The organism is Prauserella sediminis (assembly GCF_014195435.1).
Taxonomy (GTDB): domain Bacteria; phylum Actinomycetota; class Actinomycetes; order Mycobacteriales; family Pseudonocardiaceae; genus Prauserella; species Prauserella salsuginis.
In genome coordinates, this window is the sequence record NZ_JACIBS010000002.1 from 327,517 (window position 1) to 347,956 (window position 20,440).

The 20,440-nt window shown below is 72.5% G+C and carries 18 protein-coding genes; 4 read left to right on the forward strand and 14 right to left on the reverse strand.

What is annotated here, in order from left to right:
• Positions 1–22 precede the first annotated feature (22 nt).
• The gene (locus tag FB384_RS19900) at positions 23–1,354 is read right to left on the reverse strand and encodes an MFS transporter (protein ID WP_183786270.1); all 1,332 of its coding nucleotides are present in this window, start codon (positions 1,352–1,354) and stop codon (positions 23–25) included.
• 129 nt (positions 1,355–1,483) lie between these two features.
• Complete coding sequence (locus FB384_RS19905; protein WP_183786422.1) at positions 1,484–2,788, reverse strand: MATE family efflux transporter; 1,305 nt, start codon at positions 2,786–2,788, stop codon at positions 1,484–1,486.
• Between the two features lie 94 nt (positions 2,789–2,882).
• Here FB384_RS19905 and FB384_RS19910 point away from each other — a divergent pair, with 94 nt between their 5' ends.
• Positions 2,883–4,421 carry an NAD(P)H-binding protein gene (locus FB384_RS19910; RefSeq protein ID WP_183786272.1) on the forward strand — a complete coding sequence of 513 codons (1,539 nt, stop codon included), beginning with the start codon at positions 2,883–2,885 and terminating at the stop codon, positions 4,419–4,421.
• Positions 4,422–4,510: 89 nt separating this feature from the next.
• Complete coding sequence (locus FB384_RS19915) at positions 4,511–5,551, forward strand: TRM11 family SAM-dependent methyltransferase (RefSeq protein WP_183786274.1); 1,041 nt, start codon at positions 4,511–4,513, stop codon at positions 5,549–5,551.
• A gap of 238 nt (positions 5,552–5,789) precedes the next feature.
• Here the strand turns inward: FB384_RS19915 and rbfA are convergent, their stop codons facing one another.
• From rbfA to rimP, 6 genes are all read right to left on the reverse strand, one after another.
• A complete protein-coding gene (rbfA, locus tag FB384_RS19920) occupies positions 5,790–6,239 on the reverse strand; it encodes a 30S ribosome-binding factor RbfA (protein ID WP_183786276.1) in 450 nt (149 codons plus the stop codon).
• 96 nt (positions 6,240–6,335) lie between these two features.
• Positions 6,336–6,632 (reverse strand): DUF503 domain-containing protein, encoded by a 297-nt coding sequence (locus FB384_RS19925; protein ID WP_183786278.1) that lies wholly within the window; start codon positions 6,630–6,632, stop codon positions 6,336–6,338.
• A 96-nt stretch (positions 6,633–6,728) separates the two neighbouring features.
• A complete protein-coding gene (infB, locus tag FB384_RS19930; RefSeq protein ID WP_183786280.1) occupies positions 6,729–9,677 on the reverse strand; it encodes a translation initiation factor IF-2 in 2,949 nt (982 codons plus the stop codon).
• A gap of 147 nt (positions 9,678–9,824) precedes the next feature.
• Positions 9,825–10,028, reverse strand: a complete 204-nt coding sequence (locus FB384_RS19935) for a YlxR family protein (protein ID WP_372497677.1) — start codon at positions 10,026–10,028, stop codon at positions 9,825–9,827.
• Positions 10,029–10,132: 104 nt separating this feature from the next.
• Positions 10,133–11,194, reverse strand: a complete 1,062-nt coding sequence (gene nusA, locus FB384_RS19940; protein ID WP_183786281.1) for a transcription termination factor NusA — start codon at positions 11,192–11,194, stop codon at positions 10,133–10,135.
• Positions 11,191–11,757, reverse strand: a complete 567-nt coding sequence (gene rimP, locus FB384_RS19945) for a ribosome maturation factor RimP (protein WP_183786282.1) — start codon at positions 11,755–11,757, stop codon at positions 11,191–11,193. Before rimP ends, nusA begins: the two co-directional genes overlap by 4 nt.
• Positions 11,758–12,034: 277 nt before the next feature.
• Between rimP and FB384_RS19950 the strand changes: the two genes are divergently transcribed.
• On the forward strand, positions 12,035–12,970 hold the full coding sequence (locus tag FB384_RS19950; RefSeq protein WP_258935952.1) for a ferritin-like domain-containing protein: 936 nt from the start codon (positions 12,035–12,037) through the stop codon (positions 12,968–12,970).
• On the opposite strand, the gene FB384_RS19955 is transcribed toward FB384_RS19950, so the two are convergent.
• The 6 genes from FB384_RS19955 to FB384_RS19980 form a co-directional block, all read right to left on the reverse strand.
• Positions 12,953–13,522 carry a hypothetical protein gene (locus tag FB384_RS19955; protein ID WP_183786284.1) on the reverse strand — a complete coding sequence of 190 codons (570 nt, stop codon included), beginning with the start codon at positions 13,520–13,522 and terminating at the stop codon, positions 12,953–12,955. The genes FB384_RS19950 and FB384_RS19955 overlap by 18 nt on opposite strands.
• A 386-nt stretch (positions 13,523–13,908) precedes the next feature.
• On the reverse strand, positions 13,909–14,946 hold the full coding sequence (locus FB384_RS19960) for an aminotransferase class V-fold PLP-dependent enzyme (protein WP_183786285.1): 1,038 nt from the start codon (positions 14,944–14,946) through the stop codon (positions 13,909–13,911).
• Between the two features lie 39 nt (positions 14,947–14,985).
• Entirely contained in the window at positions 14,986–16,521 is a 1,536-nt protein-coding gene (locus tag FB384_RS19965; protein ID WP_323985336.1) for a PH domain-containing protein, read from the reverse strand.
• The gene (locus FB384_RS19970) at positions 16,518–17,003 is read right to left on the reverse strand and encodes a PH domain-containing protein (protein ID WP_183786425.1); all 486 of its coding nucleotides are present in this window, start codon (positions 17,001–17,003) and stop codon (positions 16,518–16,520) included. The genes FB384_RS19965 and FB384_RS19970 overlap by 4 nt, the downstream gene beginning before the upstream one ends.
• 222 nt (positions 17,004–17,225) lie before the next feature.
• Positions 17,226–18,305, reverse strand: a complete 1,080-nt coding sequence (locus FB384_RS19975) for an MBL fold metallo-hydrolase (protein WP_323985338.1) — start codon at positions 18,303–18,305, stop codon at positions 17,226–17,228.
• Between the two features lie 167 nt (positions 18,306–18,472).
• Positions 18,473–19,969, reverse strand: coding sequence for an aminotransferase-like domain-containing protein (locus FB384_RS19980; RefSeq protein WP_183786286.1), 1,497 nt, complete (start codon positions 19,967–19,969; stop codon positions 18,473–18,475).
• 83 nt (positions 19,970–20,052) lie between these two features.
• On the opposite strand from FB384_RS19980, the gene FB384_RS19985 reads away from it, so the two are divergent.
• Positions 20,053–20,268: a hypothetical protein gene (locus FB384_RS19985; protein WP_183786287.1), complete on the forward strand. Its 216-nt coding sequence runs from the start codon at positions 20,053–20,055 to the stop codon at positions 20,266–20,268.
• The last annotated feature ends 172 nt before the right edge of the window (positions 20,269–20,440 follow it).

The following is a 20,440-nucleotide window of genomic DNA, read 5'->3' on the forward strand; positions in this document are numbered from 1 at the left end:
CGCCGACTGTAGCGAGCGCCGACTAGGCCACCGAGGCCAGGTCCCAACGGGTGCGGGTGACCGGCACGGGCACGTCCTCGCCGCGCTCCTGGGCGGCCAGCACCGCCGCCCGCGCCCGCCGGAACCACACGACGACCCGCGACGTGCCGAACACGAGCACGGCCACGATCGCCAGCAGGGCGATCCGATAGGCGCCGCCGGTCAGTTCCAGCAGCACGCCGACGAGCAGCGAGGCGGCGGTCGTGGCGCAGAACCCGCCCACGTTGACCGCGCCCGTGGCCGTGCCGACACGCGGCAGCGGGTTGTAGTCGCGCACCAGGGCGAACCCGACCGACGAGACCGGCGCCCCGAGCGACATGAGGACGAACGCCACCACCAGCACCGCGATCGGCACCTGGCCCGGCCACGCGAGCAGCACCGCCCAGGTCAGCGTGAGCAGTGCGCCGTAGCCGAGCACCGTCGGCATGCGCAGGTCCGGCCTGCGGCTGAAGAACCCGCCCGCGAGCGGGTTGGACAGCATCGCGCCGATGACGAACACCATCAGCAGCGAGCTCGCGCTCGTCTCCGAGTAGCCGAGCTCTTCGACCATGTAGGGCACGCCCCACAGCAGGGTCATCACGTTGAGGCTGAACGGCATCGAGAAATGCGTCCAGAACCCGAGCCGCGTCCCCGGAACCCGCCACGCGGCCCGCAGGTCACCGCCGACCTCCGCGAGGGACTTGGCCTCGGCCGAGGCCGTGCGCCGCTCCGGGGTGTCGCGCACCGCGGCCAGCACCACGACCACGTACCCCAGCGTGACCAGGCCGGCGACGAGGAACGTCGGGGTCCAGCCGGGGCCGGACAGCAGCAGCGCCAACGGCAGGGTCGCGGCGAGGTTGCCGACGAACCCGAGCGAACCGGTGAGCGTCGTGACGAGGACGTACTGGCGCCCCGGGAAGTGGTTGGCCGCGAGCCGCAGCACCGACACGAAGGCGAGCGCGTCGCCGACGCCCAGGACGCCGCGGGCGAGCAGGCCCAGCGCGTAGGTGTCGACGAGTGCGAGCAGCACCTGCCCGGACCCGAGCATCAGCGCGGCGGCGGTCAGCACGGCCCGCGGGCCGTACCGGTCGACGAGCAGTCCGGTCGGGATCTGCATCGCGGCGTAGACACCGACCTGCAGCACCGTGAAGGTGCCCAGCCCCGCCGCACCGACACCGAACCGTTCGGCCGCGTCGAGCCCGGCGACACCGAAGGAGGCCCGGTGGAACAGCGCGAGCAGGTAGACGAACGCGCCGGCGCCCCAGATCAGCCACGCCCGACCGGGCGCGGAGGCGTTCAGCGGTCTACTCGACGGCACCTGTCCTCCTCGTCGCATCGAATGGGTGGACAGACGCAGCGGCCGTCCCCATACGTTCTAGTGCATCGGCTGCCCGGTCGGCACCCGCACCGGCCCCGTGACCGCAGTGGAGTTGCCCACAGGGCGGGCGCCGGCCCTGTGGCGGTGTCAGGTCCGGACCGCGCCGGTCACCGCCCACCGGCCACCACGCCAACGCACCACGACGAATCCCAGGCGCAGCACCATGAACACCGTCAGTCCCGTCCAGATGCCGGCCAGTCCCCAGCCGAAGCCGAGCGAGGCCCAGATCAGCGGCAGGAATCCCAGCAGCGCGCTGCCGAGCGTGGCGTTGCGCAGGTAGGCGGCGTCGCCCGCGCCGAGCAGCACGCCGTCGAGCGCGAACACCACACCGGCGACGGGCTGGAGCGCCACGAAGAACCACCAGGCATGCGGGATCTCGCCGAGCACACCGGCGTCGCTGGTGAACGCCAGCGGCAACACCTGCGACACGGCCGCGAACACGACGCCGAGGCCGCAGCCGAGGATGAGGCCGTACCGGACGATCTGCGTGGCGATCCCCCGGGCACGCCGCCTCGACTCGGCGCCCAGCGCGGCGCCGATCAGGGACTGGGCGGCGATCGCCACGGAGTCGAGCACGAGCGACAGGAACGTCCACAGCTGCCACACGACCTGATGGGCACCGACCGCCTCGGTCGAGGTTCGTGCGGCGACCGCGGTCGCCGACAGGAAGCATGCCTGGAAGCCGAGACTGCGCAGCACCAGGTCGCGGCCGAGGATCAGCTGGGCCCACATCACGCCCGGGTGCGGGCGCAGCCGGGCGCGTTCCTTCGCCAGCGCGCGCAGGAAGAGCCCGCCCGCCACGGTCTGCGCGACGACGTTGGCGATCGCCGACCCTTCCAGCCCCCACCCGAACGGATACACGAAGACCGGGCACAACACCGCCGACAGGCCGTTGCCGGCCAGCACGTACCGCAGCGGACGCACCGCGTCCTGCACCCCGCGCATCCACCCGTTGCCCGCCATCGTCACGAGGATCATCGGCGTGCCGCACAGCGCGATCCGCAACCACGACACCGTCGCGTCGGTGATCGCCTCGTCGCCGGAGAGCATGCTCGCCACGGGCTCGGCCAGCAGCTGGCCGAGCCCGAGGATGACCAGGCCCACGGCGAGCGCCAGCCACGTGGCCTGCACACCCTCCTCGACGGCTTCGCCGCGCCTGCCCGCGCCGTGCAGCCGCGCCGTCCGCGAGGTCGTGCCGTAGGACAGGAACGTGAGCTGGGTCGACACCAGCGCCAGCAGCGTGCCGCCCAGCGCGAGCCCCGCCAGCGGCAGTGCCCCCAGATGCCCGACCACCGCGGTGTCCACGAGCACGTACAGCGGTTCCGCCGCCAGCACGCCGAGCGCGGGAACGGCCAGGCCGAACACCGTACGCGCCGGGGCACGTTCCTCCATCACCTCGACCACGCACCGAGCGTAAACGGGCCCACCGACAACCCGGTCATGTGACAGATGCCGTGATCGTCACAGCCCGCCTAGCGTCTCGGACATGGACGAGACGAACGAAACAGTGCTGGTGACAGGGGCGACGGGACAGGTGGGACGCCACGTCGTCGCGGGACTAGTGGAGGCAGGGGTGCCCGTGCGGGCGCTGACGCGCAACCCGGAGACGGCGGATCTGCCGGACGACGCCGAAGTGGTGGCGGGCAGCCAACTCGACCCCGCCGGCCTGGCACGGCACCTCGACGGTGTGTCGGCCGTGCTGTTCATGCTGCCGGACTTCGACCTCGACGCCCTCACCGAGAGCGTGCGCGTCGTCGGCGATCACGTCCGGCACGTGGTGCTGCTGTCCTCCGGCGCGGTGCGCGACGACGTCCCCACCGGCGAGCAGCCGGGGCCGATCGCCCATGCGCACGCCGTCCTCGAGGAGGCGATCCGCGCCACGGGGGTGTCGTGGACGTTCCTGCGGCCCTACGGGTTCGCGGCCAACACGCTGGAATGGGCGCCGGCGATCCGTTCCCGGCAGCGCGTCGCCCTGGTACAGCCCGAGGTGCCCACCGCTCCGGTCGACGAACGGGACATCGCGGCCGTCGCCGTGCGGGCCCTGACCGAGGACGGCCACGACGGGGCACGCTACGAGCTCACCGGACCCGAACTCGTCACCCCGGCACGGCAGCTGGAGATCATCGGCGAGGTCACCGGCAGGCACATCGCCTGGAAGGAACAACCCGCCGAGGAATGGGCCCGCTCGCTGCTCGGGCCGGACACGCCGGACGAGGTGATCGCCGGGATGGTCGACGACTTCACCGACCGCGACCCCGCCCACACCGACACCGTCGCCCGCGTCACCGGCAGGCCGGCACACACGTATCGCGACTGGGTCGAGGCACACACCCGGGATCTGGCCGGCCTGCTGCCGCCGGTCTCGCGCGCCGACGCCGGCTACGTGCTCGTCAGCACCTGGCGGGTCGCCGACACCGGCTCCCAGCGCGCGGCCGCGGCCGCCGCCGTCGACGACTGGCGCGACCGCCCGTGGCCCGCGGGCCTGCTGGCGCACAGCGTGCTGCTCGGCACCGACGGCCACACCCTGGTGCACTACTCGCAGTGGACGGATGAGGAGTCACTCGAGCAGTTCCGGCGGGCAGGCCGGACCGCACGCAACGACACCATCGACGCGGACGTCCCCGGCATCGAGCGCCTCGACGCGGCTGGCTACCGGCTCTACCGCGAGGCAGTCCCCGAGCAGCCGTTCGAGCCCGGCGTCGTCGTGCTCGTGTCGTTCCGCACCGACACCGCCGCCACCGGCGAGCGGTTCGTCGACGAGTTGATCGGCCGGCATCCGGTGACCAACGGCGAACCGGCTCCGGAGGGCATGGCGGGCAACCACTTCCACATCGCCGTCGACGGCAGCCGGATGCTCAACTGGGCGGAGTTCGCCACCGTGGAGGCGCACGAGCGCGTCGTGGCGGAGCGCCTCCAGGCCGACGACGATGTGCCCCAGCTCGTGGAGCGCACACCGGGACTCGACGCTGTCGGGTTCCAGCGGTTCGTGCCCTACCGCACCGTCTACGGACCGCCGGTCCGCTGACGTCCGCACGGTGACGTCAGCTCGGTGCCGCCCCGCTCGCCCCGCGCCCACACGGCCGGCGCGAGCGGGGCTCGCCTACTCTTACGCCGATGTCCGAGTACGCGATTCTGATCCTGCCGTCGGCCAACCGGGTCTACACCGACACCTCGCCCCGACTGCTGCAGGCCGAGCTGACCGCATTCGGCGAGGCCGTGCTGTCCACCGAGGTGCGGGAGCCGGGCACGCGCACGATCGGCGGCGCGTCCTACGTCACGTTCAGCACGCCCGAGCCACTGACCGCCGACGACATCGCGTTGCTGTCGAACCTGTCGTCGGCGTACGTGCTGTTCGAGATCACCGGCGAGCTGCTCCGGCCACTGCCCCTGTCACCGGCCGACGTGTTCGACTCGGACCTGCTCACCATCCAGAAGTACAGCGGCAAGACCAACGAGCTGTTCACCAAGCTGCTGCTGAACCTCACCGTGCTCGCCTCCGACCGCCCGCGGGCGATGGTCGAGGGTGGTCTGCGGCTGCTGGATCCGTTGTGCGGCAGGGGAACGACGCTCAACCAGGCCATGATGTACGGGTTCGACGCCACCGGGCTGGAACTCGACGGCAAGGATTTCGAGGCCTACCAGCAGTTCATCAAGACGTGGCTGCGCACCAAGCGGGTCAAGCACAAGGCCGAGGCCGGGATGCTGCGCCACCACAAGGCGCGGCTGGGGCGCAGGCTGGACATCGAGTACGCCGCGTCGAAGGAGCAGTACAAGGCGGGCGAGACCCGCACCCTCGGCTACCTCAACTGCGACACGCTGCACACCGACGAACTGCTGCGCCCCGGTTCGGTCGACCTCGTTGTCACCGACGCGCCCTACGGCGTGCAGCACGGCAGCCGCACACCGGATCGAGTGCCGGCACGCAGCCCGCGCGATCTGCTGGCCGCGGCCGTTCCGGGGTGGGCCAGGGTGCTGCGGCGCGGCGGCGCTCTGGGCCTGTCGTGGAACACCCACGTGGTGCCACGCGACGAACTCGCCCGCATCCTCACCGGCGCCGGCCTGACCGTCCGCGACGGCGACCCCTACGACACCCTGGGCCACCGCGTGGACCAGGCCATCGTGCGCGACATCCTCGTCGCGACGAAGGACGGCTGACGACGAACGGCGGACCTCTCGATCCGAATCGGCCCTGCTCCGAATCGGCCCTGCTCCGAATGGGCCTCGGTCGCGCTGCGGGGTCTGGCACCGCGCCGCGGGATCTGCCACTGCGCCACAGGCTCAGACACCGCGCCGCGGGATCTGCCACGACGGGACCGTGGCCCGCGCCCCCACGCTCGGCGACATCGCACGCGGACCGCGATGATCCTCGCCGACCGGTAGCGGCCGGGTGGGACTACTGGTCGTCCTCGTCGGACTTGGCCGGCTTGTACGGGTCGGGCTCCCCCGCGGGCTGCGCCGCGGTGGCTTGGCGGGCGACCTCGGCATCGGCCTCTCGCGCCTTGGCGAGGAGTTCGTCGATGTTGCGCGCCTCGGACGGGATGTTGTCCGCGACGAACGTCAGCGTGGGCGTGTACCGCACGCCCGTGCCCTGCCCCACCTTCGTCCGCAGCACCCCACGGGCGGACTCCAGTGCGGCGGCGGCACCGGCGAAATCCGGTGCCGCGTCGAGGGTTTCGCCGAGCACGGTGTAGTACACGGTGGCGTCCCGCAGGTCACCGGTGACCCGGGCGTCGGTGATCGTCACGTTGCCCAGCCGCGGGTCTTTGATCTCGTGTTCGATCGCGGACGCGACGATCTGCGCGATCCGCTTCGCCAGCCTGCGTGCCCGAGCCTTGTCAGCCACGGCCATCCCCTCACTCGTCCGATCGCCGGCACCTCACGGATCCGGCGTACCACCCTGATGTTCCGGCCGTCTCGCCCGGCGTCGGCGACACGGCCGCTATTCGTCGTCCGCGCCGTACACCCGCCTGCCGGCCGAGAGCAGCTCGACCTCGGGGCGTTCGGCCACGAACCGTTCGCAGGCATCCAGCACGTCGCGCACGTGTGCGCCATCGGCCGCGACCGCCGCAACACCGATGGTGACGCGGCGGTAGAGCTCGCGCTGTCCGGCCTCGGCGACAGCGACGTCGAAGCGCCTGCGCAACTCGGCCACGATCGGCCGCACCACGGAACGCTTCTGCTTCAGTGAACGCACGTCCCCGAGGAGCACGTCCAGCTCCAGCGACCCCACGAACACCGTCGCACCGTCCTGTCACACCGCGCCGGTACGCGCATCGGAACGGATCACGCCGGTGGGGCGGGAACCTGCCCCGCCCCACCGGCCGTGTCCGTCTTACACGCGCGGCTTCTCGCGCTGCTCGTACGTCTCGACGATGTCGCCGACCTTGAGGTCGGAGAACTTGCCGAGAGTCATACCGCATTCGTAGCCGTCGCGGACCTCGGTCGCGTCGTCCTTGAACCGCCGCAGCGATGCCACCGGCAGCTCCTCCCTGACCACGACCCCGTCGCGCAGCACCCGCGCCTTGGCGTTGCGCCGGATGAGCCCCGAGGTGACGAGGCAACCGGCGATGGTGCCGAACTTCGAGGACTTGAAGACCTCGCGCACCTCCGCCTTGCCGAGCTCGACCTCTTCGTACTCCGGCTTGAGCATGCCCTTCAGAGCCTGCTCGATCTCCTCGATCGCCTGGTAGATCACCGTGTAGTACCGGACGTCGACGCCCTCACGGCTCGCCCGCTCGGTCGCCTTGCCCTGCGCCCGCACGTTGAACCCGATCACCACGGCGTCGGACGCCGTCGCCAGGTCGATGTCGCTCTCGGTCACGCCACCGACACCGCGGTGCACGATGCTGAGCTCGACCTCCTCGCCCACGTCGATCTGGTTTAGCGAGCTCTCGAGCGCCTCGACGGTGCCCGAGTTGTCGCCCTTGATGATCAGGTTGAGGCTGTTGGTCTCCTTCAGCGCGGAGTCCAGGTCCTCGAGGCTGACGCGCTTGCGCTTGGCCGCGTTCTCGGCGTTGCGGATGCGGGCCTGGCGGCGCTCGGCGATCTGCCGTGCCACCCGGTCCTCCTCCACGACCAGGAACGTGTCACCGGCACGCGGCACCGACGTGAAGCCGATGACCTGCACCGGACGCGACGGGTCGGCCGCGGTGACGTCCCGGTTGTGCTCGTCGACCATGCGGCGCACGCGCCCGTAGGCATCGCCCGCCACGACGGAGTCGCCGACCCGGAGCGTGCCGCGCTGCACCAGCACGGTCGCCACGGGACCGCGGCCGCGGTCGAGGTGCGCCTCGATCGCGACGCCCTGCGCCTCCATCTCCGGGTTGGCCCGCAGGTCCAGCGCCGCGTCCGCGGTCAGCAGGATCGCCTCGAGCAGCCCGTCGATGTTGACGTCCTCCCGCGCGGAGATGTCGACGAACATCGTGTCGCCGCCGAACTCCTCGGCCACCAGCCCGTACTCGGTGAGCTGCTGGCGGATCTTCTGCGGGTTGGCGCCTTCCTTGTCGATCTTGTTGACCGCGACCACGATCGGCGACTTGGCCGCCTGCGCGTGGTTGATCGCCTCGATCGTCTGCGGCATCACGCCGTCGTCGGCCGCGACCACGATCACCGCGATGTCCGTCGCCTGCGCACCGCGGGCACGCATGGCGGTGAACGCCTCGTGACCCGGGGTGTCGATGAACGTGATGGTCCGCTCGTCGCCTTCGAGCTCGGTCTCGACCTGGTAGGCACCGATGTGCTGGGTGATGCCGCCAGCCTCACCCTCGGCAACCCGCGTCTTCCGGACGGTGTCCAGCAGGCGGGTCTTACCGTGGTCGACGTGACCCATCACGGTCACGACCGGGGGCCGCACCTGCAGGTCCTCGTCGGTGCCCGCGTCCTCGCCGTAGGTGATGTCGAAGGCCTCGAGGAGCTCGCGGTCCTCTTCCTCCGGGCTGACGACCTGGACGTTGTAGTTCATCTCCGTGCCGAGCAGCTCGAGCACGTCCTCGGAGACCGACTGCGTCGCGGTGACCATCTCGCCGAGGTGGAACAGCACCTGGACCAGCGACGCCGGGTTGGCGTCGATCTTCTCGGCGAAGTCGGTCAGCGAAGCACCGCGGGGCAGACGGATCGTCTCGCCGCTGCCCTTCGGCAGACGCACGCCACCCACGGACGGCGCCTGCATGTTCTCCATGTACTCCTGGCGCTTCTGCCGCTTCGACTTGCGGCCCTTGCGCGAGGGACCACCGGGACGCCCGAAGGCACCGGCCGTGCCGCCGCGGCCACCACCGCCGCCGCGACCACGGAAACCGCCGCCGCCGGGGGGACCACCGGGACCGCCACGGCCGCCACCGGGACCGCCGCCGCCGGCGGGAGGACCACCGGGTCCACCGCGACCGCCGCCGGGTCCACCACGACCACCGCCGGGTCCACCACGGCCGCCACCGGGTCCACCACGGCCGCCACCGGGACCGCCGCGGCCACCGCCGGGCCCGCTCGGGCGAGCGGGGCGCGACGGCATCATGCCCGGGTTGGGGCGGGGCGGCATGTTGCCGGGGCTCGGCCGGTTACCGCCGCCCTGCTGCTGACCGCCCTGCTGCTGGCCACCTTGCTGCTGGCCACCCTGCTTCTGGCCACCCTGGCCGCCCTGCTTCTGGCCGCCCTGGCCGCCGCCTTGCTGGCCGCCGCCGGGACGCGGCGGGGCCGGCCTCGGCGTGGGCGAACCGGCACCGACGCCGAACGGGTTGTTGCCGACCCGCGGCTGCTTCGGACCCGGCTTCGGCCCGGGCTTGGGGCCCTGCGGCTTCGGTGGCACCACGGAGCCACCGGCGTCGTCCTGCTTGGGCGCTTCCTTCTCTGGGGTCGCCTTCGCGGCCGGCACCTGCTCGGCCGGCTCGGCGGGCTGTGCCGGCTGCGCAGGCTGGGCCGGCTTCGGGCCGGGCTTCGGTCCCGGCTTGGGACCGGGCTTCGGCGCGGCCGACTTCGCGGCCTCCTGCTTGTCCGCCTGCTGCGGCGCGGACTGCGCCGACGCGGCGGGCTGTGCCTCCGATGCCTGCGCCTGCGATTCGGGCGCACCACTGTTGGCGGCGGGCTTCGCCGCGGACTTGCCGCCGCCCTTGCCGCCGCTCTTGTCTCCGGCGCCGCCGTAGGCATCGCGGAGACGCCGGGCGACCGGTGCCTCCACGGTGGACGACGCGGACTTCACGAACTCGCCCTGCTCCTTGAGCTTGGCGAGTACTTCTTTGCTCGTGACACCGAGCTCTTTCGCGAGCTCGTGCACGCGGGCCTTGCCTGCCACTGCTCTCCTCAACTGAGGCCAGGCAGGCAGAGTACCCGCTGACCTCGTCTTATCGTCGCGCGTTCATGGCTTCAGCTTCACGGCTGACTCATGACGGGTCGACCTGCTTCCTTGTTTCCGACCAGAGCCCGGGGAGTTCCCGGGCTCTCATTCTCCGGTGGCGAGCCGTTCCACGACGCTCCGCACGCCGGACGTGTCCAGCGGACCGGACACGCGCAGCGCACGGGGAAACGCTCGTTTCCGTTCGGCCTTGGCCAGGCACGCCGGGTCGTGATGCACCCAGGCACCACGTCCGGGGAGCCGTCGCCGTTCGTCGGCGACGAGCTCGCCGCCTGCCACGACCAACCGCAACAACTCGTCGCTACACGCCCGTCGACGGCAACCGACGCACGTACGCATCGGGCCGGTCATCGACGTCGGGCGTTGCACCGCTTCCCAGTTTAGCCCGTGACCTGTCACTCGGTGGAACCGGTTACCGCAGTGTGCGGTGAGTCCTCCGGCTGGGGGTCAGGAGATGCCTCCTGCTGGGGTCCGGCATCGGGTGCGGCGTCGCTGCGGATGTCGATCCGCCAGCCGGTCAGCCGCGCCGCGAGCCGGGCGTTCTGGCCTTCCTTGCCGATCGCCAGCGACAGCTGGAAATCCGGCACGACCACCCGTGCGGTCTTGGTCCGCTCGTCCACGACGGTGACGGACACTGCCTTCGCGGGCGAGAGCGCGTTCCCCACGAACTGCGCCGGATCGTCCGAGTAGTCGATGATGTCGATCTTCTCACCACCGAGCTCGCTCATGACGTTGCGCACCCGCGCGCCGACCGGCCCGATGCAGGCACCCTTGGCGTTCACGCCGGGAACCGTGGACCGCACGGAGATCTTGGACCGGTGGCCCGGCTCCCTGGCCACGGCCGTGATCTCCACCGTGCCGTCGGCGATCTCCGGCACCTCCAGTGCGAACAGCTTGCGCACCAGGTTCGGGTGCGTGCGCGAGAGGGTGATCTGCGGACCGCGGGCACTGCGGGCGACCTGCCACACGTACGCCTTGACCCGGCCGCCGTGCGGATAGTTCTCCCCCGGCACCTGCTCGGCGGCCGGGAGGACGCCTTCGGTGTCGCCGCCGATGTCGACCACAACCATGCCCCGGGCGTTGGCGCGCGCGTCCCGCTGGATCACGCCCGCGACGATCTCGCCCTCCTTCGCGGAGAACTCGCCGTAGGTCTTCTCCTGCTCGGCGTCGCGCAGCCGCTGCAGGATGACCTGGCGCGCGGTCGTCGCGGCGATCCGCCCGAAGCCCTCGGGCGTGTCGTCCCACTCCTCGGCGATCTCGCCGTTCTCGTCGAGCGTGTGGGCCAGCACCCGCACGTATCCGGTCTTGCGGTCGATGTCGATCCGGGCGCGGGGCTGATGGCCCTCGGTGTGCTTGTAAGCCGTGAGCAGTGCGGACTCGATGGCCTCGAGTACCGCTTCGAACGGAATGTCCTTGTCCGCCTCGATGGCCCGCAGCGCGGCGATGTCGACGTTCACCTCGGCTCCTCCTCCGGTGCTGCCGCCGCGGCACCCTCGCTGTTGTCGTTGTCGCCCTCGGCTGCCTCGCCGGCGTCCTGTTCCAGGCGCTTCAGCTCGCCTGCGGGCGGTTGCTTGAACTCGACCTCGAGCACGGCCTTCGCGACATCGGCGTAGCGCACGTCCCGGATCGTGCCGTCGACGAGCAGGCGCACCGCGGTCTCGTCGGCCCGGCCCACCCTGCCGGTGAACTCGGCACCCTCGGTCGGGGTCACCCGCACCTGGCGGAACTTCGCGCGGCGCCAGTGCCGCTGCGTGGTCAGGGGCCGGTCGACGCCCGGCGAGGTGACTTCCAGCGTGTAGGCGCCCGCGATGAGGTGTTCGTGCTGGTCGAGCGTCTCGGACAGGACCCGGCTGACGTCGGCGACCTCGTCCAGTCCGACACCGTCGTCGCTGTCGACGACGACCTTGACGAGTTTGCGCCGCCCGGCCTGCTGCACGTCGAGCGCGTCGAGATCGAAACCCGCGGCCGTGACGGCCTCGGCCACGATGGGCTCCAGCCGGCTGGCGAGTTCGTTGGGCACCGTGATGCTCCCGTGAGTTGCTGTTGTGTATGGGTCTTGTCGGTATGTGTGTCGTCGGTACGGGTGTTGTGGCTGTGGTTCCGGGTGTCGGGGGTTCGTCGGTGTCCGGCTGTGGTCTGTCCGGCCGTGTGCCGAGGTCGTCCGAATGTACGGCCGACGGCGGCCGCGCGCGCCGCCGGACAGGGGTGGTCCAGCTTATCGTGTCGCCGCCGCCGTCCGCCGACCAGCGGGGTCCGCGCGAGCCGCCGTACCGGATCGCCTGGCAGGATGGCTTCTCGTGACCTTCCGCCGACCGGTGTCCCCTCCGAATCGCCGGGCCGTGCTCCGCGGCCTCGCGCTGGCCGTCCCCGCCGCCGTGGGCCTGGGTACGGTCGCGGGCTGCACGGACTACGACGACAGCCCGGACGCGCTGCTCCCGCTCCTGGACGCCGCCGAGGCCGACGCGCAGGCGGCCCGTGCACTCGGCGGATCCGGTGCCGAACAGGTCGCGGCCGTCCGCTCGGCGCACGCCACGGCGTTGCGGCGCGAGGTCGACCGGCTCAACCGGCCACGGCCGACGGCGACGTCCGCACAACCCGCCACCGTCGCGGGCGCGGCGGAGCTGGGCCAACGACTCGGCGACGCCCGCACGCACGCCGCCCGCCTGGTGCCCGAGCTGCCCGCATACCGCGCAGGCCTCGTCGGCGCGGTGGCCGCGGGCTGCGCCGCCGCACAACAGCTCGACGAGGCGTTCGGCGCGGGCCAACCGGGGCCGCTGCAACGGGTCTCGGCCGGTCCGCTCGACGAGGCGGCCGTCGGTGCCCTGCAACAGGCGCTGGCCGGGGAACACGCCGCGGAATGGGTGTACACCACGGTGACGGCGTTCCTGCCCGACAGTTACGACAACGGGCTGACCGGCGGCGGCGAGGCGCACCGGGACCGCAGGCTGGCATGCGAGACGCTGCTGCGCGCCGCCGGCGTCACCCCGCGCGCGGCCGAACCCGCGTACAGCGGTGAGGACCCGGTGTCCGACCAGGATTCGGCGGTGCGGCTCGTGATCGACGCCGAGACGGACGCGATCGGCGCCTGGCACGGCGTGCTGGAACGCACCGAGGATCCCGGATTGCGCGACGTCGCCACCCAGGCCCTCGTCGGATCGGCGACCCGGTGCACGAGCTGGCGCCTCGACGCGGGGAGAACACCCGCGGCGATCGCGTTACCGGGCCGCGGCTGACAGCCGCAGCGCGTCGTGGGCGATCTCGCCCAGCAGCTCCGGCGGGCCTGCCGAGTCGGCGAAGAACTGGGTCTCGACGATCGTGAGCCGGTTGCCGACGACCCGGGAGGCGTACTCACCGGTGGCGACGTTCGGCGCGCCCGGCAGGTTCGCGGTGCCGTCGCGGATCAGGTCGTTGACGTTGCCCGTGCCGTCCGTGTCGGTGGTGACCTTCAACTGCTTGGCGCCGGTCTGCCCCGGCATCGTCACGACCACGACCGACACCAGGGCGCGGGCGTCCTGTGCGCGCGTCTCGTACAGCGAGCGATGCACCTGTTCACACGGGTGCTCCCGGAACCAGCCGACGACGTCGCCGTAGGCGTTGGCCGCGCACCCCGCCGAGATCTCCGGCCCCGCCACCTGCGTGTAGTCGAACTCGCCGCTGGTCAGCGGATTCTGCTGCGGCGCCGCGGTCGGATCCTGGCCCGCCGGCTCGTAGCGGATCAGCCACCACACGAGTCCGGAGACCACCGCGATCGCCACCAGCGCGCCACCGCGCAACGCGGTCCGCATCCGCGGCGACATGCCGGACGGACCGGACCTGCCGGAGCCGTCCGTCGGCGCCTGCTGTCCGGGTGGTGTCGGCTGTCCGAGTGGCGCCTGCCGACCGGGTGGTGCGTGCTGGCCGGCCGGTGCAACCCCTGCCGCGTGTGGTGCCGTGGCCGCGGCGGGCGCGCCCGTCACGGTGGGAGCAGGTGGTGCCGCGCGAGTGGGCGCCGACGGAGTCGACGGCACTGCCGGGGTCGACGACGCTGCCGGGGCGGAGGGACCTGCCGACGGACCGGACCACTGCGGTTGCGGTCCGTGATGTCCATACACCGGTCCGGGCTGTGGTCCACTCGTTCCGGGGAACTGCGGCTGCTGTCCTGGCACGGCCCGTGACGGTAGCGGATCCGGTGTCAGCGGAGGGCCGCAACCGCCAGATCGACGTCCTCCCAGGTGTTGTACAGATGGAACCCCATGCGGAGCCGACCCGCCCGCACGCTGGCGCGCAACCCCGCGCGGGCGAGCTGTTCCGGTGCCACATCGGTGTCGACCGCCACGATCGCGCTGCCCGCGGCCGGCAGGCCGAGCTCGTCCAGCAGCGCATCGGCCAGACCGGCGCAGTGCGCGTGCACGGCGTCGAGATCGAGCGAGGCCAGGTAGTCGAGCGCCGCCGCGGCCCCGACGAACGGCAGCCACGCCGGTGAGGCGTCGAACCGGCGCGCCCCGGAGGCCAGCCGCAGCGGCAAGCCGTACACGGTGTCCCACGGATCCTCGCCCGCATACCAGTTGGCGCCAACGGGGTGGCCCCGCTCCAGCGCCCGCGGGTGCACCGCCAACCACGCCGCACCACGCGGGCTCAGCAGCCACTTGTAGCCCGCGCCGACGACCCAGTCGGCCCAGTCGAGGTCGAGCGCCAGCCACCCGGCCGCCTGCGAGACGTCCAGCGCCACGGCGATCCCGGCATCGGCGGTGACGGCGCGCAGTGCGTCGAGATCGGCGACGGTTCCGTCGGCGGACTGGACCACACTCACGACCACGAGGTCGTGCCCGTCGACCGCGGAGGCCAGTTCGGCGACCGGCACCGTCTCGACGGTCACCCCGCGGTGGGCCTGTGCGGCGAACGGGAACGTGACGCTGGTGAACTCGCCCGTCACGGACAGGACGCGCGCACCGTCGGGCAGGCCCGCCGCGACCGGCGCGAGCAACCCCGCCACGGTGGCACCGACCGCGACCCGCTCGGCCGGCACGCCCACCAGCCGGGCGAACGCATCGCGTGAGGTGTCGACGGCGGCCGTGAAATCGGGCGGGTCGTCGGCACCGGTCCGCCACCGGTCGACGGCCGCCGCGACCGTGTCGGCCACGGCGGCGGAAGGGATGCCGATGCTCGGCGTGTTGACGTACCCGGTCGGCACGTCGAACGCGGCGCCGAAGGCGTGACGGGAAGCGCTCATGATCAACACGCTACGCCGGGCACGCCCGTCGGGCGACGGTCACACGCGTTCGAGCAACGGGCCGAACAGTCCCGGCACGGCGTCGTCGGCGAACGCGAGCCCCTCGGACGCGTCGACGTCCGGCACGGAGTAGGCACCGGAGCCCGCCGCCGTCGTCGCGGTGATCGTGAGAAGTCCCCTGCGGCGCTGGAAGAGCGACTGCCGGGCGGTCAGGCCGATGACCCCGCGGCGCTGCAGGGCCACGGTGCTGCGGCGCACGCTGCCGCGGCGGGCCACGAGGTAGTCGCCGCTGAGGCCGTGGCCGAGGTTGCGGTAGGCGTCGACGGCGAGCGCGAGGGCGATCGGCACGCCGACGACCGCACCGATCCACGCCAACTGGCCGAACAGCGCCGAGGAGAACACCCACCCGCAAGCGGCCGCCACCGCGACGGGTGCGGCCGCGGCGGCCAGCGCCCAGCGAATCCTCCTGCCGCGCGCGGCGACCGGATGTCGCGTCAGCACGGTCGACGCCGGACCGGCGGTCTCCCGCAACACGGCCGCGGCGACCCGGCTCGCCTCACCGTGCGGGGCCGCGGGCAGCAGCGTCTTGCGTGCGCCCTTGTCCTCGTCGCTCTGCGACCGCAGCCCGGTGGCGACGGCGTCGACCCGCGCCCCGCCCGCGAGGCGCACGCCGAGCGGTTCGACGAGTTCGACCCCGCGCAGGCGTTGCTCCTCGATCGAGATCGACCGTGCCGTCAGCAGTCCCCGGCGGACCCGCAACGTGCCACCGGGCTCGCGGTCGAGGCGGAAGTTCCACCACATCTCCACCAGGACCGCGAGCGAGCCGAGCACGCCGATGACCAGGCCGACGGCCACGACCATCGCGATGCCCCCGACGAGGCCGAACCCTCCGAGCAGGTCGATCGCCCCGGTGATCACGCCGCGGCGCAGGCCGAACCATTCGGCGACCTGCAGCACGCCGCCGTAGGCGGCCGCGCCCAGCGCCGGAGTGAGGACCGACAGCGGCCCGTACCGCGCCCACCGGGGGTCGAACGTCGCGATTCTGCCGTCGGCCGTGCCTGCCGAGTCCGGGCGCCCGCGATCGAGCAGTTCGGCGCGCAGCCGCTCCCCCTCCTCGCGCGAGACGGCGAAGAGCGTCACCGAGCTCGCGCTGGACCCACCCTGCTCCCCGGTGTCGATCTTCACGGTGACGATGCCGAGGAATCGGGACGGTGGGCCCGCGGTGAGATCGACGGTGCGGATGCGGTCACGGGAGACCGACCTGCGAGTACGCACGGCGACGCCCTTCGTGAGCTCGACCCGGTCGGCGAGCACGCGGTAGCGGGTCCGGCGCAGCCGCACACCTTCGACGACGACGGTGCCGGCCAATGCCGCGGCCGAGGCGGGGAGCACGGTGACGAGCGCCCAGAACAGCGAGGACGAGGCGATTCCTAGCCCGGTGGGCACTCCCGCGGCCACGCAGATCCCGGCGACGGTGAGCAGGCTGACCCGGACGGTACGCGGGTCGAGCCGCCGCCAGCCGGCGTCCGGCTCCACGGTGCCCTCGCCGTCGAGTTCGCCGTCGGGTGTGGTCACGTCGCGTCGCCCGGGGTCGCCTGGGTGGTCTCGGTGAGCTCGTGCACGAGGTCGGCGGCGAGGTCGCGGTCCAGGCCGGGGATCGTCAGCGCCCCTTTCGCCGATGCGGTCGTCACCGTGACGGTGGCGAGGCCGAAGACCTGCTCCAGCGGACCGCGTTCGCTGTCGACCGTCTGGATGCGCGACATCGGCGCGACGCGCCATTCCTGCCACAGCGCGCCGGTCCGGGTGTACACGGCGTCGCCGGTGACCTCCCAGCGGTGCACGCGGTACCACCACATCGGCATGCCCACCGCCGCGGCCACGCCCGCGACAGCGAGAACCGCCGCGGGCACCAGCACCCAGAAGCGGGCTGCATCGGGCAGCAGCGCCGCCGGCACGACCAGCACCGCGACCGCCGCCGCGGCGACGAGCAGGATGCGCGTGCGCCACCACGCGACGGCCTTGCGGTGCACCCGGTGCGCGGGCGGCCGCAGCCGCAGGACGCCGGTGTCGTCGCGGCCGTCCCCGCGCCCCGGCTCGGTCCGATGCTGCGACCTGTCGTGCGCGGTACCCGTGCCGCCGCGCCCGGCGTCGGCGTCGCCGGATTCGGAGTCCCCCACGGTCGCCCCCTGTCGCGAGCTCTGGACCACCTGTGACGAGCCGGACGCTAGCAGCAGTGCCGCACCCCCACCCCACCGCGTGTTCTGCACCACGACGGGCGGTCAGGCGAGGGACTCCCACCACGGGTCGAGCTCCGGCGGCGATGCCACGTCGACCCGCTCCCCCGGTTTCGGCACGGTGAGGGCGACGCCGCGGGCGGCCGCCTCCTTGCGCGCCCGGTCGACGGGATCGGCCCAGCCGTGCGGACCGAGGTCGAACGTGCCCCAGTGGACCGGCACGAGCAGGCCGCCGCCGACGTCGACGTGTGCCGCCACCGCTTCCTCGGGGGTCATGTGCACGTCCGGCCAGCTCGGCGCGTAGGCGCCCAGCTGCATGAGGGTCACGTCGAACGGACCGTGGTCGGCACCGATGCGGGCGAAACCGTCGAAGTAGCCGGTGTCGCCGCTGTAGAACACCCGGTGCCGCTGCCCGGCCAGCACCCACGAGGCCCACAGCGTGTTGTTGCGGGCGAAGGCCCGTCCCGAGAAGTGCCGTCCGGGCGTGGCGGTGATCCGCAGTCCGGCGAGGCGGGTCTCGTCGTGCCAGTCGAGTTCGGTGATCCGCTCGGGCGCCACGCCCCACCGGCGCAGGTGGGTGCCCACTCCCAGGGGGACGACGAACGCCGCGGCGCTCCGGTGTGCGAGGTGCCGGACGGTGCGCATGTCCAGGTGGTCGTAGTGGTCGTGGGACACGAGGACCACGTCCGGGTCCGGCAGGTCGGTGAGCGCCTGCGGCGGGGCGAACAACCTACGCGGACCGATGACACGCGACGGCGAGGCGCGGTCGCTCCACATCGGATCGATCAGCACCCGCGTGCCGGCGAGTTCGACGAGCGTCGACGCGTGGCCGAACCACGTCACGTGTAGACCGTCGCCGGGTGCGGCATCCGGTGTCTGGCACTGCGGCACGGGACCGGAGGGACGGCGCTTGCGTCGACCACGGACCATGTCGCCGACCGCCTCCCGCACACTTCCCGGCGGCACCCAGCGCAGCGGTTCGGGATTGCGGAACGCACCGTCACGGAACTGTGGCGACCCGGGGTACGGGCCGGGCCTGCCACCGAGCGCGGCGGCCAGGTCGGCGGTGACGGCGGCGACGGCCGCGGCGAACGCGAATCCCATCGGGCCAGCGATTCTGCGCACCGGGCGGCTCCTCGAAACGACGGACGGATGTCGGGCCGCGGACGGCACTGGCCCGCGAACCTGCAGCAGGGTGCCCCGAGGGCCCCTCCGTGCAACGTCGACGGTCCGCGCCCGGTTCCCACGCTCGCCCCGCGCGAACCGGGGGCTGTGTTCTGCCGGGCGCGGGATCACACGATGGTGCGGGCCCGGGGCTCCTCCTCGCCGGGGCCGTGGCGCACGAGATCGCCCCACGCGTCGGCGAGCCGGCGTACGAGTTCGTCGAGCACCTGTGGTTCCTGCATGAAAGGCAGCCGCAGGTAGTTGTCGTGCGCACCGGTCGGGTCCATCGTCGAACCGGGGATGACCTCGACACCGTGGCGGAGTGCGATCTGGGCGAACACGTCGGCGTCCCGCTCGGGCAGGGCGAGCCACAGCGAGGAACCCCCGTCGGGGGTGCGCCAGGTCCACCCCGGCAGGTGCTCGGTGATCAGCCGCTCGGCCTGGTCGCACCGCTCGGCGCGTTCCACCGAGCCGGTCTTGACGATCTCGGGCAGCCGCGGGAACAGGCGTGCGGCGATGGCCTGTTCGATGAGCGGGCCGCCGAGGTCGGCGAGTGCCTTGCGGCGCGCGCACCGCTGGAGCAGTCCGCGCGGCCCGCGGATCCAGCCGATCCGCAGTCCGCCCCACACCGCCTTCAACGACTCGACGACGACCGACTCGACCCCGGCGGGAAGGTACGCCGACAACGGGGCGGGGATCTCGGGTGCGTCCTCGCGGGCCAGGATGCAGCCGGCGTAGGCATTGTCCTCGATGACGGCGACGTCGTGGCGCGCGGCGAGTTCGGCGACGCGGCGGCGCCTGCGGTCGGACATCAGCACGCCGGCCGGGTTGTGGAAGGTCGGCATCACGTACAGCACCGAGGGCCGGTGCTCGGCCAGCACCGCGGCGAGGCGCCGCTCGTCGATGCCCTCGTCGTCGAGGGGCACGGGCACGACCCCGGCACCGGCGTCGCGGAACACATCGAGGCACGGCTGCCAGCTCGGGGCCTCCACGGCGACCGTCGCAGCGCCCCGGAGGTAGACCTCCGACAGCAGCACGAGCGCCTGGTGGGCGCCGTTGGTGATCATGACCTCGTCCGGTGAGGTCGGCAGTCCCTGGCCGGTGTAGTAGTCGGCGACGGCCTCGCGCAGGGCGGGCAGGCCGCGAACCTGGTAGCCGGGGTCGCCGAGCAGGCCGGGCAGGTCGTAGCGGGCGACCTCCTCGAGCGCCTCGGCGACCTCGGGCACGCCGGCGTCGGCGGCGCAGGCGAGCGAGATGACCGAGCCGGGACCGTCGATGAGCCGTTGGAAGGTCGCAGCCGCCCTGCCACCGCTCACTCGGCCGTCGGCAGGGACGGCGCGGGCCACGTCGCTGATCCGCGTCCCGCTGCCCTGCTTCCGTTCCAGCAGTTCCCGGGCCTCGAGCTCCTCGTACGCGGCAACCACGGTGGCGCGGCTGACCGCCAGCAGCCGGGCCAGTTCACGTTCCGACGGCAGGCGCCGTCCGGCCGCCAGCGCGCCCTCGTCGACGGCCCTGGCCACCGCGTCCGCGAGCTTGCGGTACAGCGGCCCCTCGCCGGCAGTCCAGTCACCGAGCACGGCGACCAGGTCGCCCCCGCGAGAAAAACGGTCCAATTCTCGTGCCATTGGTACTTACTCCAGTCCAGTGTTCCGTGGATTCTAGTCCATGACACCCCCATCGAGTACGACCCGTGAGGAGACGAGACGCAATGGTGACCACACTCCTGTTCGCGGCAGGCCTGATCCTGGTTCTGGCAGTGATCGGGCGGACGGTGCACTACCCGGGACTGCCGTTCGACGTGGAACCGGCGTTCGCCCGCTACGTCGTGACCGGCGTGGTGATCCTCTGGCACATCGGCCAGGCCAACGCCGACCGAATGGACCGCACCGAACAGTCCAGCCACCGGACCCCGATCGCACGCTGACGTCCGCGCCACCGGTGGAGGCAGGCCGGCCCGTCCGCGGTGCCCGGCGCCACCGCCGGAACGCTCCGCCTGCGTGGCACACCGTGGTGCCCCGCAGGTACCCGCGGCGATCCGACGCCGCGTCGATTTCCCCCGGTCACGGCCGGCACGGGCCCTCGTGCGCCGCAACCAT

Bases quoted from the DNA above. Each gene is read 5' to 3' on its own strand.
- FB384_RS19905 (WP_183786422.1), bottom strand. From the start codon at position 2,788: ATGGAGGAACGTGCCCCGGCGCGTACGGTGTTCGGCCTGGCCGTTCCC.
- FB384_RS19985 (WP_183786287.1), top strand. From the start codon at position 20,053: ATGGTGACCACACTCCTGTTCGCGGCAGGCCTGATCCTGGTTCTGGCA.
- FB384_RS19900 (WP_183786270.1), bottom strand. From the start codon at position 1,354: ATGCGACGAGGAGGACAGGTGCCGTCGAGTAGACCGCTGAACGCCTCC.
- FB384_RS19980 (WP_183786286.1), bottom strand. From the start codon at position 19,969: ATGGCACGAGAATTGGACCGTTTTTCTCGCGGGGGCGACCTGGTCGCC.
- FB384_RS19910 (WP_183786272.1), top strand. From the start codon at position 2,883: ATGGACGAGACGAACGAAACAGTGCTGGTGACAGGGGCGACGGGACAG.
- FB384_RS19915 (WP_183786274.1), top strand. From the start codon at position 4,511: ATGTCCGAGTACGCGATTCTGATCCTGCCGTCGGCCAACCGGGTCTAC.
- FB384_RS19960 (WP_183786285.1), bottom strand. From the start codon at position 14,946: ATGAGCGCTTCCCGTCACGCCTTCGGCGCCGCGTTCGACGTGCCGACC.
- FB384_RS19955 (WP_183786284.1), bottom strand. From the start codon at position 13,522: ATGCGGACCGCGTTGCGCGGTGGCGCGCTGGTGGCGATCGCGGTGGTC.